At 42.1% G+C, this 13,666-nt stretch carries 15 protein-coding genes, 1 tRNA gene and 1 pseudogene; 7 read left to right on the forward strand and 10 right to left on the reverse strand.

All coding sequences use genetic code 11. The features are described 5' to 3' along the window. Positions 1-10 precede the first annotated feature (10 nt). Genes DX073_RS05900 through nqrF form a run of 6 tightly spaced genes read left to right on the forward strand, consistent with a single transcriptional unit; the run spans position 11 to position 5,916 of the window. A complete protein-coding gene (locus DX073_RS05900) occupies positions 11-1,351 on the forward strand; it encodes a Na(+)-translocating NADH-quinone reductase subunit A (RefSeq protein ID WP_115006595.1) in 1,341 nt (446 codons plus the stop codon). Between the two features lie 12 nt (positions 1,352-1,363). Beyond that, entirely contained in the window at positions 1,364-2,614 is a 1,251-nt protein-coding gene (locus tag DX073_RS05905; RefSeq protein ID WP_115006597.1) for an NADH:ubiquinone reductase (Na(+)-transporting) subunit B, read from the forward strand. Next, positions 2,598-3,404 (forward strand): Na(+)-translocating NADH-quinone reductase subunit C, encoded by an 807-nt coding sequence (locus DX073_RS05910; protein ID WP_115006599.1) that lies wholly within the window; start codon positions 2,598-2,600, stop codon positions 3,402-3,404. The genes DX073_RS05905 and DX073_RS05910 overlap by 17 nt, the downstream gene beginning before the upstream one ends. A gap of 2 nt (positions 3,405-3,406) precedes the next feature. Next, a complete protein-coding gene (locus DX073_RS05915) occupies positions 3,407-4,066 on the forward strand; it encodes an NADH:ubiquinone reductase (Na(+)-transporting) subunit D (RefSeq protein ID WP_029103012.1) in 660 nt (219 codons plus the stop codon). Further along, positions 4,066-4,674: an NADH:ubiquinone reductase (Na(+)-transporting) subunit E gene (gene nqrE, locus DX073_RS05920; RefSeq protein WP_029103013.1), complete on the forward strand. Its 609-nt coding sequence runs from the start codon at positions 4,066-4,068 to the stop codon at positions 4,672-4,674. The genes DX073_RS05915 and nqrE overlap by 1 nt, the downstream gene beginning before the upstream one ends. A gap of 9 nt (positions 4,675-4,683) precedes the next feature. Next, positions 4,684-5,916, forward strand: a complete 1,233-nt coding sequence (gene nqrF / locus DX073_RS05925; RefSeq protein WP_115006601.1) for an NADH:ubiquinone reductase (Na(+)-transporting) subunit F — start codon at positions 4,684-4,686, stop codon at positions 5,914-5,916. 400 nt (positions 5,917-6,316) lie between these two features. On the opposite strand, the gene DX073_RS05935 is transcribed toward nqrF, so the two are convergent. The 3 genes from DX073_RS05935 to DX073_RS14275 form a co-directional block, all read right to left on the reverse strand. Continuing rightward, a tRNA-Leu gene (locus DX073_RS05935) sits at positions 6,317-6,401 on the reverse strand. 36 nt (positions 6,402-6,437) lie between these two features. Then, the gene (locus tag DX073_RS05940; protein ID WP_115006604.1) at positions 6,438-6,986 is read right to left on the reverse strand and encodes a hypothetical protein; all 549 of its coding nucleotides are present in this window, start codon (positions 6,984-6,986) and stop codon (positions 6,438-6,440) included. Next, positions 6,983-7,132, reverse strand: coding sequence for a hypothetical protein (locus tag DX073_RS14275; protein WP_158079577.1), 150 nt, complete (start codon positions 7,130-7,132; stop codon positions 6,983-6,985). The genes DX073_RS05940 and DX073_RS14275 overlap by 4 nt, the downstream gene beginning before the upstream one ends. Positions 7,133-7,300: 168 nt before the next feature. Between DX073_RS14275 and rlmD the strand changes: the two genes are divergently transcribed. Continuing rightward, positions 7,301-8,722: a 23S rRNA (uracil(1939)-C(5))-methyltransferase RlmD gene (gene rlmD, locus DX073_RS05945; RefSeq protein WP_115006606.1), complete on the forward strand. Its 1,422-nt coding sequence runs from the start codon at positions 7,301-7,303 to the stop codon at positions 8,720-8,722. Between the two features lie 63 nt (positions 8,723-8,785). On the opposite strand, the gene mscL is transcribed toward rlmD, so the two are convergent. From mscL to DX073_RS14075, 7 genes and pseudogenes are all read right to left on the reverse strand, one after another. Then, positions 8,786-9,217 carry a large conductance mechanosensitive channel protein MscL gene (gene mscL / locus DX073_RS05950; RefSeq protein WP_115006608.1) on the reverse strand — a complete coding sequence of 144 codons (432 nt, stop codon included), beginning with the start codon at positions 9,215-9,217 and terminating at the stop codon, positions 8,786-8,788. Positions 9,218-9,512: 295 nt separating this feature from the next. Beyond that, positions 9,513-10,346 (reverse strand): class I SAM-dependent methyltransferase, encoded by an 834-nt coding sequence (locus DX073_RS05955; protein WP_220186719.1) that lies wholly within the window; start codon positions 10,344-10,346, stop codon positions 9,513-9,515. Between the two features lie 519 nt (positions 10,347-10,865). Continuing rightward, a pseudogene (locus DX073_RS15035) lies at positions 10,866-10,958 on the reverse strand (hypothetical protein); the annotation flags it as partial. A 117-nt stretch (positions 10,959-11,075) separates the two neighbouring features. Next, on the reverse strand, positions 11,076-11,411 hold the full coding sequence (locus tag DX073_RS15145; protein WP_115006613.1) for a DUF8188 family protein: 336 nt from the start codon (positions 11,409-11,411) through the stop codon (positions 11,076-11,078). Between the two features lie 269 nt (positions 11,412-11,680). Beyond that, positions 11,681-12,277, reverse strand: coding sequence for a hypothetical protein (locus DX073_RS05970; protein WP_115006615.1), 597 nt, complete (start codon positions 12,275-12,277; stop codon positions 11,681-11,683). Between the two features lie 16 nt (positions 12,278-12,293). Continuing rightward, a complete protein-coding gene (locus DX073_RS05975; protein ID WP_115006617.1) occupies positions 12,294-12,896 on the reverse strand; it encodes a hypothetical protein in 603 nt (200 codons plus the stop codon). A gap of 90 nt (positions 12,897-12,986) precedes the next feature. Next, a complete protein-coding gene (locus tag DX073_RS14075; protein ID WP_147279687.1) occupies positions 12,987-13,601 on the reverse strand; it encodes a hypothetical protein in 615 nt (204 codons plus the stop codon). Positions 13,602-13,666: the final 65 nt, after the last annotated feature.

A 13,666-nucleotide genomic window follows, 5' to 3' on the forward strand; every position in this document is an offset into this window, starting at 1 on the left:
GTATCCGCTTATGATTACCATAAAAAAGGGGTTGGACTTGCCTATCACGGGCGAGCCAACCAAAGAAATTAGCGAACACACACCTACTCATGTCGCCCTTATCGGTTATGATTATATCGGTATGCGTCCGACCATGCACGTCAAGGAAGGCGATACGGTCGCCAAAGGACAGGTGGTGTTTGAAGACAAAAAGCGTCTGGGGGTCAAATACACCGCCCCCGTCTCAGGTAAGGTCATCGCCATCAACCGTGGCGAGCGACGTGTGTTTGAAAGCCTAGTCATTGAAGTTGCCCAAGGCGATGAGATTAGCTTTAAAACCCACGCCAAAGACAGCCTTGCCAAGCTGTCTCGTGAAGAAGTGGTATCACAGCTCAATGACGCTGGCGAATGGACAGCGTTTCGCACCCGTCCTTTTAGCCGTACCCCTGAACTTGACAGCACGCCGTCAGCGATTTTTGTAACCGCCACCGACACCAACCCCCTAAGTGCCGACCCTGCCGATATTATCAATGCCAATATTGATGATTTTAACAGTGGTCTTGCCGTCATCTCTATCCTATCGCCAAAAACGCTTGTTTGTCATGGCAAAACCGCCCCAACCAAAGCCACCAATGTTGCAGGCAGCGTTGAATATCACGGTTTTGACGGCGTTCACCCTGCTGGCAACGCAGGCACGCACATTCACTTTTTGCACCCCTTGGCTCGTGGCGTAACCGTGTGGACAATCGGTTATCAAGACGTGATTGCCATTGGTAAGCTCTTTACCACAGGTAAGATTCACACCGAACGCACCATTAGCCTAGCTGGCACGGTCGTCAAAAACCCGCGCCTTATCAAAACCACTCGTGGGGCGGATTTGAACGCCTTAACTCATGGCGAGCTAAATGGCGATGACAACCGTATCATCTCAGGGTCGGTGTTGTCAGGTCGTAAAGCCAGTGGCACGGTGGCGTATCTTGGACGTTTTCACAATCAAGTCTCAGCACTTGCCGAAGGTCGTGAACGCCCTGCATTTCACTACCTAACACTTGGGGCGAACCGTTTTTCAACGCTACCGATTTATATTTCTCAATTTTTTAAAGGCAAAAAATACGCCTTTACCACAAGTACCAATGGTTCACCTCGTGCCATGGTGCCAATCGGTTCGTTTGAAACCGTCATGCCCCAAGACTACCTACCCACTCAGCTACTTCGCTCGCTCATCGTTGGCGACATTGTAGAAGCAGTGGAGCTTGGTGCGTTGGAGCTTGACGAAGAAGATTTGGCACTTTGCACCTTTGTATCGCCTGGTAAATATGAGTTTGGCGATATTTTGCGTGATAACCTAACTCGTATTGAAGCAGAAGGTTAAGGAAGGCAAACGATGAAATTTTTACATAATTTATTTGACCGTACCAAGCCATCCTTTACCAAGGGTGGTAAATACGAAAAATACTATGCCGTCTGGGAAGCGTTTGACACCTTTTTGCGTCAGCCAAGCTCTCAAACGTACTCCGCCTCACATGTGCGTGATGGTATTGACCTAAAACGCATGATGATTACCGTGTGGCTCTGTACTTTTCCTGTCATGTTTTGGGGGATGTACAATGTCGGCTTTCAAGCCTTGACTGCCATACAGCATTTTGGCATTGACCCAACAGGCTGGCGTACCATTGTTACAGGCATGGTAGGCTATGACCCAAATAGCATCCTTGCTTGTATAGTCTATGGGGCGATGCAGTTTTTGCCCATTTATATCATCACCTTTGCGGTTGGTTTTGCGTGGGAGCTGATTTTTGCGGTGGTGCGTGGGCATGAGATTAACGAAGGCTTTTTCGTTACGTCCGTCCTATTTGCCCTATCACTACCGCCTGATATTCCGCTTTGGCAAGTTGCCCTTGGTATCAGCTTTGGTGTGGTCGTGGCAAAAGAAGTCTTTGGCGGTACAGGCAAGAACTTTCTTAACCCTGCTTTGGCAGGTCGTGCATTCTTGTACTTTGCCTACCCTGCCTATATGTCAGGCGATGCGGTATGGACGGCCGTTAAAGGCTTAAACAACGTGGACGGTTATAGCGGTGCAACCCCCCTAGGTCAAGCTGCCGCAGGTGTGCCGTCTAATGCTTTTGTGGACGCTTATGGCAATACCATTTCTTGGGGTCAAGCCTTTTTGGGCAATATGCAAGGCTCTATCGGCGAAGTCTCAACCCTTGCTATTCTTATCGGTGGTGCGGTGCTCATGTACACCAGAATCGCTTCTTGGCGTGTGATTGCAGGGGCGGTCATCGGTCTTGTGGTTACTGCCTTTATCTTTAATATGATTGGTAGCGACACCAACCCAATGATGAGCCTTGCTCCCCATTGGCATTTGGTCATCGGTGGCTTTATGTTTGGTGCCGTCTTTATGGCAACCGACCCCGTATCTGCTGCCCACACCAACACAGGTCGCTGGTGCTATGGCTTACTCATCGGCTTTATGACGGTTGCCATTCGTGTGGTAAACCCTGCTTTCCCAGAAGGTATCATGCTTGCCATTTTGTTTGCCAACCTATTTGCACCGCTATTTGACTACTTTGTCAAACAAGCCAACATCAAACGTCAAACAGCACGGAGACTAGCTCATGTCAGCCAAAAATAGTAACGTTACAACCCTTGTAACCGCTTTGGTGCTGTGCCTTGTCTGTTCGGTCATGGTGTCAGCCGTTGCGGTGGGTCTAAAACCCCAACAAACTGCCAACAGCACCCTAGATTTTAACAAAAACGTCCTTATCGCCGCAGGTAAATTTGACCCAAATACCGAGTCAAATGCGGTGGTGGCAGAACGCTTTAAAGAGTTTGAAGTTCATCTTGTCAATCTAGAAACAGGCAAATTTGCTACCGAAGAAGAAGCTACCCAAGCAGGCATCACAGACGTGGCAAATTATGACATTGCCAAAGCAGCTCGCACCCCTGCTCTTAGCACGCCACTTGAAAACGACATCGCTGCCATTGGTGGTAAGCCAAAATTCGGTAAAGCCTATGTCGCCAAAAACGCAAGCGGTGAGATTGAGACGCTCGTTCTACCCTTTCACGGAGCGGGTCTGTGGGGTCAAATCTATGGACTGCTTACCCTTGATAAGGACTTTAATACCATTAAAGGCGTAAACTTCTATCAGCACAAAGAAACCCCCGGTCTGGGTTCTCGTATCACCGAAGAGCCTTGGCGTGCCCAATGGCATGACAAAAAAGCCCATGATGACAACGGCAACGTGCTTATGGGTGTTGCCAAGGCAGGTACTGCCAAACCTACCGAAGTCAACGGCATTAGCGGTGCTACCCTAACAGGTCGTGGCGTGCATAACATGGTTCAGTTTTGGCTGGGCAAAGACGGTTATCAGCCGTTTTTAGACAACCTAAAAGCTGGCACAGCTGGCGGTAAAGGAGCATAATCATGGCGGATACCAAAAAGATTTTAACCACGCCGATTTTTAATAACAACCCCATTGCCCTGCAAATCCTTGGTATTTGTTCGGCATTGGCGGTTACCACGAGCGTGCAAAACGCCCTTGTCATGTGTATTGCACTCACGCTCGTTACGGCATTTTCTAGCTTTTTTATCTCAATCATTCGTAACAATATCCCGTCATCGATTCGTATCATCGTACAAATGGTCGTGATTGCGTCATTGGTTATCGTGGTTGAGCAAATCCTAAAAGCGGTCGCCTATGACACCGCCAAATCGCTAGGCGCGTTCATCGGTCTTATCATCACCAACTGTATCGTTATGGGTCGTGCCGAAGCCTACGCCATGAGCAACCCACCAATCCCAAGTTTTATTGACGGTATTGGTAACGGCTTGGGCTACTCAACCGTACTGATTTTTGTGGCAAGTATCCGTGAAATCATCGGTAACGGTAGCTGGTTTGGTATTCAGCTTTTAGAAAAAGCCACAGACGGTGGTTGGTATATCCCAAATGGCTTGCTGTTGTTGCCACCGTCATCGTTCTTTGTCATTGCTCTGTTCATCGCCATTGTGCGTTACTGGAAACCTGAGCAACAAGAACCTGCGGAGTTTGTCATTGCACCAAATTCTAAGGGAGGGGCACACTAATGGGACACTATATCAGTTTATTCATCACGTCCGTATTCATTGAAAACATGGCTCTTGCCTTTTTCTTGGGTATGTGCACGTTCATCGCTGTCTCCAAAAAAGTCTCCACCGCCATTGGTCTGGGCGTTGCGGTCGTTGTGGTTATGGCGGTTACTGTTCCGCTAAACAACCTGCTTTACCAATTCCTACTAAAAGACGGGGCATTGGCGTGGGCAGGTATGCCAAATACCGATTTGTCTTTCTTGGGACTATTAAGCTATATCGCTCTGATTGCGGCAACCGTCCAAATCTTAGAGATGTTTTTGGACAAATTCATGCCAGCACTCTACAACGCCCTAGGCGTATTCTTGCCACTCATCACGGTAAACTGTGCGATCATGGGTGGCGTGCTATTTATGGTAGAGCGCGATTACAACTTTGGCGAATCTATCGTCTATGGCGTGGGTTCTGGCTTTGGTTGGGCATTGGCGATTACGGCATTGGCAGGACTTCGTGAGAAGCTCAAATACTCAGACGTACCCGCCCCCCTTCGTGGTCTTGGCATTACCTTTATCACTGTCGGACTGATGTCGCTTGGCTTTATGTCATTCGGCGGTATGAGCTTATAAGGAGAAACCATGTTTGGTACAGCAATCAGTGGTGTCATCATGTTTACCGCCATCATCATGAGTTTGGTGGTGGTCATCTTGGTGGCACGCTCACGCCTTGTCAGCTCAGGCAAGGTAACAATCAATATCAACGACAACCCCGACAACAACGTAACGACCGCCGCAGGGGGCAAACTCTTGCAAACTCTTGCAGGCGAAGGCATTTTCTTGTCGTCAGCCTGTGGTGGCGGTGGTACTTGCGGTCAATGTCGTTGTAAGGTGTTGGACGGTGGCGGTTCTATCCTACCCACCGAAGAAGGTCATTTTACCCAAGGCGAGATTCGTGAGGGTATGCGTTTGGCATGTCAAGTTGCTGTCAAGCAAGACATGAAAATTGAGATTGACCCTGAATTTTTTGATGTCAAAAAATGGGAATGTGAGGTTATCTCTAATGACAACGTGGCAACCTTCATTAAAGAGCTTACTCTCAAAATCCCAGAGGGCGAAGTCGTACCTTTCCGTGCAGGTGGCTATGTACAGCTAGAAGCCCCACCGCATGAAGTGCATTACAAAGACTTTGACATTGCCAAAGAATACCACGAAGACTGGGACAACTTTAACCTATGGCGTTATACGTCCAAGGTTGATGAGCCTGTGATTCGTGCCTACTCTATGGCAAACTATCCCGAAGAAAAGGGCATCATCAAGTTTAACATTCGTATCGCAAGCCCACCGCCACGAGGTCCTGACAATATCCCACCCGGCAAAATGTCATCGTATGTATTTAGCCTAAAACCGGGTGATAAGATTACCGTATCTGGTCCTTATGGTGAGTTCTTTGCCAAAGACACCAAAGCCGAAATGGTATTCATCGGGGGCGGTGCAGGTATGGCTCCCATGCGTTCACACATTTTTGACCAGCTAAAACGCCTAAAATCCGACCGCAAAATCAGCTTCTGGTATGGTGCTCGCTCTAAGCGTGAGATGTTCTATGTTGAAGATTATGATGGTCTGGCAGCAGAGTTTCCGAATTTTGAGTGGCATGTGGCACTCTCTGACCCACAACCTGAGGATAACTGGGAAGGCTATACAGGCTTTATTCACAACGTTCTGTATGAAAACTACCTAAAAGACCACCCTGCCCCAGAAGACTGTGAATTCTATATGTGTGGACCTCCTGTCATGAACGCCGCCGTCATCAAAATGCTCAAAGACTTGGGCGTAGAAGATGAAAATATCTTGCTTGATGACTTTGGTGGTTAATCGCCAACCTTGGTGAAAATCCGCTCTAATGGGCGGATTTTTTGGTAAATAATAAATAATAATGACAACTCATTAAGGCTGTAAGAAACTCAAGACTTATTTACGCTTTGTCTAAAATAAATTTCTAACCACTCATAAGGCGTAAAAGTCAAAGTTTTTCCTATAATCTCATCTTTCTGACTTAAAGATAAATGGAGTTTAGTCGTATTATAGAAATTAAGAATCTTGTTTTCTTGCTTTCTGTGGTCACTGCTTGCAAATTCACCTTTGTTATGCCACATTTGCATGAGTACACTCAACCCCTTACCCCTTGCAAATAAAGCCTTACAACCCAATTTTAACTACAAAAAAGGCTTAGCCTTATTATACAGACTAAGCCTTTGATTTTTAAAGGAATATTTGGTGCGAACGGAGGGACTTGAACCCTCACGCCGTGAAGCACTACCCCCTCAAGATAGCGTGTCTACCAATTCCACCACGTTCGCAAGTGGTGTACATTATAGCCGAAGCCATCGCCATTTTCAAGTATTTTTTGCAAAAGATAGGGGTATATCTCGCCCAAAATGCACTTCGACGGTAAGTTTTGGCACATCTCCCAACACGTCTTGGCACACGTTCATGATATGTTCGGCAGTGAGCCATTCTACCGTACTGCTCTCTTGGGTGGTATCCTTAACCAGTAGAGCCGACCCCAGTATCGCCACACGCCTTAGCCCTTTATATCGCATGAGTTCATAAACGTGTGGTTTTAGGGCGGTGAGGGAGTGTTTGAGCATTCGCACGCTGATGGGCTGTTCGGGGAATTTTTGGACGACAAGACTACCGACATACTCCGCCCCACCCGTCTGCACGCCAAGCCCCGTGGTCTGCTTAGAGATACGGAACACCATCGCATCGCCCAGCGACAGCTCGCCCCCGATTGCCTTTTTTTGGTAATGCTCGTAGTTGTCGGCATACAAGCCTTTGCACCGTGCGATGACAGGGTGGGCAATGTTACCGTCTGTGCTAACAGGCATGATGAGCATCTGAGCCTTGGACTGCAAAAACGGCTCATGACTGGCAAAAATCACAACGCACCGCCTGATACAGGGTAAGCCTGCTCGCTGTCGGGATTTTCATTATCGCTTTTTTCATCAGCAGACGGCTTGGTATTGTCATGCTCATCGACTAGGGCGTCATGAATGACAAAGGGGTTAATGTTACATAACTGGCACATAATTTTCCTGATAAATGGTTTGGCGTGAGCATATTTGACTTTGATGATATTTATTTTTCAAAACATCAAAAGAATTTGATTATTATAATGCCAAACACCAAAAATACCAATGCCCACCCACAATAATGATATAATGCCCTTTTGATGATACCCAATAAATAGGCAATCATGACCCACCAGCTATCCAAATCCGAGCAAACCCAAACGCTCATCACCCTGCACATCACCGCCCTAACCCATGACGGACGTGGTGTTGCAACCTATGACAACACGCATGGCGACAAATCGGGCAAAAAAGTCTTCATAAGCCACGCCCTGCCCACCGAGACGGTAACGGCACATCTTACCAAATCCAAAAAAAGCTATGATGAAGCCGACTGCTCGGGCGTTCTAACCCCAAGCCCTCACCGCACCGCTCCCATTTGTCCGCATTTTGGGGTGTGTGGCGGTTGCACCTTACAGCATTTTGACGTGGACGAGCAGATTCGGCACAAACAGTCTGTCCTACAAAACCACCTTACCAAATCAGGCATTACCCCTGCCACGTGGCTGCCGCCAATCGTGGGCGACAGAACGCATTATCGCACCAAAGCTCGTCTGGGCGTACGTTATCTACCCAAGACAGGCAGGCTCATTGTGGGCTTTCGTGAGCGAGCGAGCAATTTTTTGACAGACATTGACACTTGTCCGATTTTGGATCAGCGTGTGGGCGATAAGTTAGATGGCTTAAAACACCTTTTAAAAACGCTAAAAATCAAGGACAGCATTACCCACCTAGAAATTGCCGTGGGCGAGAGTGCGGATAAAGAAATGGGCGACTTGCCAAGCGTGGCTCTTATCATTCGCTACACCAAGCCAATCAACAAAGCCGACACCGCCAAACTTATCCATTTTGGCAAATTGGTAAATTGGCAAATCTATTTACAGCCCAAAGGGGCAGATAGCATTTATCGCATTGGCAGCACCGACAAGGCGATACTACCCATGAGCCACACCACACCCCCGACAGGCGGACTGTTTTATCATTTGCCTGAATTTAATTTGACCTTACAAAGTAGTCCCACCGACTTTACGCAGGTTAATTTATCCGTCAATCGGCAAATGGTAAATCTTGCCTGTCAGCTTCTGGATTTAAAACAAGGCGAGCGGGTGCTGGATTTGTTTTGTGGGCTGGGTAACTTTTCGCTGGCTCTTGCCAAATGCGTGGGGGATACGGGCAAAGTCATTGGCGTGGAGGGTAGTCGTGATATGGTCATGCGTGCCAAGATGAATGCCAAAGACAACAGACTTACCAACACCGAATTTTTCGCCCAAGATTTAACCCAAGATTTTTCAGGCGAGCCGTGGGTAGGACAGGTGGATGCCCTACTCATCGACCCGCCACGCACAGGGGCGTGGGAGGTTATGGATTATCTGGGGCGATTTAACGCCCGCCGTATCGTCTATGTCTCATGCGACCCTGCCACACTTGCCCGAGACAGCGTTCGCCTTACCGAGCAGGGCTATCGGGCGACTCATGCAGGGGTCATGGATATGTTTTGTCATACGGGGCATGTTGAGAGTATTGTGCGGTTTGAAAAGGCGGTCTAAACCCATTAAAACAACAAACCCATCATCTATCAGATGATGGGTTTTGAGTGTGGTACATGCTAATTATTTGCTTAGCTTTTGGCTAATCTCACGCAGTAGCAATACTTCTTCTGATGGTTCGGCAGGAGCTTCTGGCTCTGCTTCGGCTTGTCTACGCATTTTGTTCATGCCTTTAACAAGCATAAATACAATGAACGCCAAAATGATAAAGTTAATCAAAATGGTAATGAAGTTACCATACGCCAGCACAGGCACGCCCGCTTCTTTTAGAGCAGCATAAGTCATCGCTGTACCCTCTGGCACTTTACCAAGCACAACAAACATATTACTAAAATCAAGCTGACCACCCATAATCGCAGAAATTACAGGCATAATCACATCTTCAACCAACGACGTGGTAATCTTACCAAACGCACCGCCGATGATGACACCGACCGCCAAATCCATCACGTTGCCCTTGACAGCAAATTCTTTAAACTCTTGAACAATGCTCATAATAAATACTCTTTTTAAATGAAAAAAATAATCGCAAATTGGCGACCACTACTTGCCATTTTGCCCATTCACTGTAAAAAGTAAGGCAGTGACAAAACAGTGCGTATTCTAGCACAATTCTTAGTAATTTACTTGGGTTTTTTGTTTGGATTTTTCAATAAAAATATTTGGGAAAGCTAACAAAGCCAATATTTATCGCCTGTTATCAATAACATAATACTACCAACGGTACGAAATTTACGACCGTCAGCAAATCACATTATTGAATTTTGTACTCAAAATTAAGTACAACTTTTTATTTTGTGCTAGGCTTAATGCCTAAGCATACAACTCTTTGGTTAAAGTTTTTGTAAAAATAGGGCAATTTATATAAAAGATTAAAAGGAAAAGGACAACGATTTCCATAATAATCACTCATATAATATTCTTTATTAAAAGAAAGTTTGTTGTTCCATTTTTCAATCTCTTGGCTATTTAGCATAGACCACAAATATTCGGCTTGCCCTTTGGTTTTTGATACTGCATCAGATTTTTTAGCATTGCCTACACCTTTATAAAACAGCATATCAAAAACCATCTCTGCTTTATCAAAATTTTGGCAAATCATATCAAAAAACTGACGAACATCTTTTTCTTCAAAATACATCAAAACACCTTCAACAATTATCAATGTCGGCAAGCATTTATCTTGAATGTATGCCATCCATTTTTCATCAAACATTGAATAGGCAAGATAGTAATTGTTGTCTTGGCGTGTGATAAGCTTTTCTCTAAGAGCAATCACTTCTGGTACATCAATATCATACCAAGTAACATTTTTTGGACAATTCAGTCTGTGAAAACGGGTGTCCAAACCTGCACCGATTTGAACAATGATTGATTGCTGATGTTTATTAATAAAGGCAACCGTTTCATCATCAATGAGTTTCGCTCGTGTACAAATACCTACCTGTGAAAACTTTGCTCGTTTAAATCTTGTAAAATCATAATTGATTTTTTGGATAATTTCCGTGGATTTTTTATCTATTAAAATGGGCGTATGATTTTGGCTTTCAATCGCTTTTGCCCATAAAGTTACCAGCATCGTTTCAGGAATGTTTGTGAGCATTGAAGTATTTTCTTGATACATCTCTCTGACTCTCAAATACTTATCTTAAATCTTTAATAAAATTTCTGTAAAATACATTTTTATTAAGTTTGCTAATTTTGTGCTTTTCTGGGTAAAATAAGAATCACATAAGCGAAATTTTTAGTTTTGCAGAATATTTAACAAAATAAAAAGATGATGATAATCTCTTATTTTATTTTTAGATTAGTGGTTATATACCTAACAAACCATAAGTTTAGTAAAGACTTATAGGAGAAAATTGCAATTTACTCCTAAGGACAATTGCCAATTTGTATCGTTAGACTTCCTACAAAACCCAAAAATAAGGAACACCGTTCGTGGTGAGCTAATTTAAACCATAACGGTTTTTCGCCACCCTTCGACTTAGCTTGGGGGCGAACAAGGGGGCAATATATTAAAAATGAGAATTATTTAAAAATAGTAAATATAATATTTTACAATTATAAGAATATTTTGAATAGATGTCAAGCAAAACAACAAAACCCCCAACCACATCAGTTGGGGGTTTGTGTGTTATTATTAGTCCTTTTTACGCCCAAGCCACTTACGCTCATTCTCCGTCAAATATTTTTTACGAATACGAATGGACTTTGGCGTAACTTCCACCAGCTCATAATAGGTTTAAAGGCTTGCAGAGCAAGAGTTTGGTGGATTGGGCTTTTGTGCAAAACCCAACGGTTTAAGCCTTGACTTTGTCGGGCTTCACTATCGTTCAACTCAACCTGCGAACTATTTTTTAACATATTTATCCCTAAAATAAAAATACACCAAAGGAAAAATATTTATATATATCAAAAACATTATTAATTCATCATATAAATCAGCATATAAAATTCTTTCCATTGTTAAGTATTGTTGTACATTATACTTATGTTTTTCTTTGCTCCAAACATATTGTTCTGGTAAAACAGCATAATTAAATACAGGTATCGGATCATTTATTGTACCTTTGTGTCTATCATACTCTAAATGATTAACTAAAATATAAATATTTTCATCATAAAAATATAGATTATTACGGTCATTTTTTCTCAATATAGTAAGATAGATTATAATAAACACCATCAGACTGCAAATGATATATGTACTTATCTCTACCAAATCCAGTATTGTATTTTTTGGTGTCAATATGCTCAAAATTATTTAATTTTATGAGTATTGATTTATTGATATAACTTTCTGTATTGACAAATTTTGCAACAAGTAAAGGCAATGGTATGGCTATGAATAAACATAGACCAGAAAAAATTAAAACAAAATTTTTGATATATTTTTGATTTGAGATTTTTATCATATTTTAAAAAATATTAATTGGGTAGTTGTCTTATTAACTTTCATTTTTTATGTTTTAATTTTTTGTTATAAAAATCACAAAATTCAGTAGAAATAAACATAATCAAACCTGCAAACATCATAAAGTGTGCAATATGAAAAAATATTGGTTTTAGTATTTTTTCTCTAACATAATAACGCTCTACACTATATTGATGACTTTCTTTATCCCATTTGTATTCTTGCCCATCAAGAGAAAAATTCATTACAGGAATAGGGTCTTTATAATTACCTTGATGACTGGTGATTTCTGATGTATTAACTACGATAAAAATACCATCTTTATTTTTTGGAAAGCTAAAAGAAGCATCATAGTCAACCTTATTTTTTCTGTAATAGCTTATACCATAATACACATTATGGCTTTTTATAATAAACATATCTTTGCCAGCTGAGCCATCATACATTACATATTTTTTATCAATATATTCATAGGGTTTTAAAATAACTGTTTTAGAGTTCTTTGTATAGCTATCAGTGTCAGCAAAAATACCAACGACAAATGGGACAACCAATATGCAAAAAAATCCAAAAAGCATAAAGTAGCCCCCTGTATCTCTCACAGTTTTAATGATGTGGCTTCTGGTATTTGTTAGCATTTCATACCTATTTAATCTATTGTTCTTCTTTGATAAGCAAAATATGCACAATAATTACAGTGCCGATAAGAAAAATACCGATGATAAGTATCCACCCAAAATAATATGTCTCATCAGATAAATTAAAATCAAAACCAAGATACATTTGGACATTGGTTTGATATTGTTTTTCGTCCCATACATAGGTTTCTTTTGAATGCCCATAATTTAGTACAGGGTAAGGGTCATTCAATGTGCCTTTATGTCGTTTTAGCTCAATTGGGTTAATAACAACATAAATTACCCCATCTTTTGTCAGAAATCCTCCTGCGTGTTTTCCACCACCTTTGGTCATTTGCGTATAAAAAGACAGGGCATAATAATTATCTGAATTTTCTACAATAAATACTTCTTTTTTTCTGTTACCGCCAATCGATTTATTTAAATAACTGTGATAATTAGCATTGTTAATTTCAACCGTTTGAGAATTTTGGATATAATCACTAATACCCACAGAAGGTCGCATTGCCATCATTGATATGGCGATAACAATAAGCACAGAGCCAATTATAAGCAAGATTTTGTAGATATTATTCATCTTATTTATTGGTTGGTCAAATTGGATTAAAACAAAATCCATTATAATCCAACCCCTACGGGTCAATGGTAAATTTTGTGGCAATTTTTTAGGTTGAGTGAATGTTACTCAATCAAGGTTTATGCCTTATGATTATTTGGATTTACCTTTGTTTATTTCTGGTAAAAATAAAAAAAATAACGTCAATATCAACAAGAGTGTACTATATGTATTAACCACCCAATCCTCAAACCTACCAGTTTTCAAAAAATAATCATAATGTGCAAAATGCTCTTTTGCGTTATGCCGCTGATGTCTATCACTCCAAAAGTAGTTTTGCGATTCGGTACCATAATTATATACACGAATGGCGTTATCCATAGTTTTGCCTTTACCTGAATTTAATTCACTTGGGTGTATTGATAAATACAAGGGTTTGTTGTATGAATATTTCCAGTTTGATAATGGCGAGCGGTCGCTAGTCATTTTATCTTTTGAACCCCTAGAATAATAAATAATCTCATAATAAGTATCATCGCTCTTAATTAGGTATGATTCCATCCTTATATGATAAACATTGTACCGATATTTGCTGGATAAATACTCATATGATTCTATATAGACTTCGGTGGATTCCTTAACATACTGATAAGACTCAAAATAAGCACTTCCAAGCGATGTGATAACTGGTGGTAGCCAGATTAGAATCGCACACAGAGTAAATAAATGTACCGAATGATTTGTTATCCATAGTTTGATGTTTGTCATTAAGATTCCTTAATTTAATAAAAATAAACACAATCCCATTTCCACCCCAACTTATAAAGTATGTT

Source organism: Moraxella lacunata (genome assembly GCF_900453205.1).
In the GTDB taxonomy this organism is placed as follows: domain Bacteria; phylum Pseudomonadota; class Gammaproteobacteria; order Pseudomonadales; family Moraxellaceae; genus Moraxella; species Moraxella lacunata_B.

Coding starts and splice junctions, on each gene's coding strand:
- DX073_RS05900 (WP_115006595.1), top strand. CDS start 11: ATGATTACCATAAAAAAGGGGTTGGACTTGCCTATCACGGGCGAGCCA.
- DX073_RS05905 (WP_115006597.1), top strand. CDS start 1,364: ATGAAATTTTTACATAATTTATTTGACCGTACCAAGCCATCCTTTACC.
- DX073_RS05910 (WP_115006599.1), top strand. CDS start 2,598: ATGTCAGCCAAAAATAGTAACGTTACAACCCTTGTAACCGCTTTGGTG.
- DX073_RS05915 (WP_029103012.1), top strand. CDS start 3,407: ATGGCGGATACCAAAAAGATTTTAACCACGCCGATTTTTAATAACAAC.
- nqrE (WP_029103013.1), top strand. CDS start 4,066: ATGGGACACTATATCAGTTTATTCATCACGTCCGTATTCATTGAAAAC.
- nqrF (WP_115006601.1), top strand. CDS start 4,684: ATGTTTGGTACAGCAATCAGTGGTGTCATCATGTTTACCGCCATCATC.
- DX073_RS14275 (WP_158079577.1), bottom strand. CDS start 7,132: ATGTGCCAGTTATGTAACATTAACCCCTTTGTCATTCATGACGCCCTA.
- rlmD (WP_115006606.1), top strand. CDS start 7,301: ATGACCCACCAGCTATCCAAATCCGAGCAAACCCAAACGCTCATCACC.
- mscL (WP_115006608.1), bottom strand. CDS start 9,217: ATGAGCATTGTTCAAGAGTTTAAAGAATTTGCTGTCAAGGGCAACGTG.
- DX073_RS05955 (WP_220186719.1), bottom strand. CDS start 10,346: ATGTATCAAGAAAATACTTCAATGCTCACAAACATTCCTGAAACGATG.
- DX073_RS15145 (WP_115006613.1), bottom strand. CDS start 11,411: ATGGTGTTTATTATAATCTATCTTACTATATTGAGAAAAAATGACCGT.
- DX073_RS05970 (WP_115006615.1), bottom strand. CDS start 12,277: ATGCTAACAAATACCAGAAGCCACATCATTAAAACTGTGAGAGATACA.
- DX073_RS05975 (WP_115006617.1), bottom strand. CDS start 12,896: ATGGATTTTGTTTTAATCCAATTTGACCAACCAATAAATAAGATGAAT.
- DX073_RS14075 (WP_147279687.1), bottom strand. CDS start 13,601: ATGACAAACATCAAACTATGGATAACAAATCATTCGGTACATTTATTT.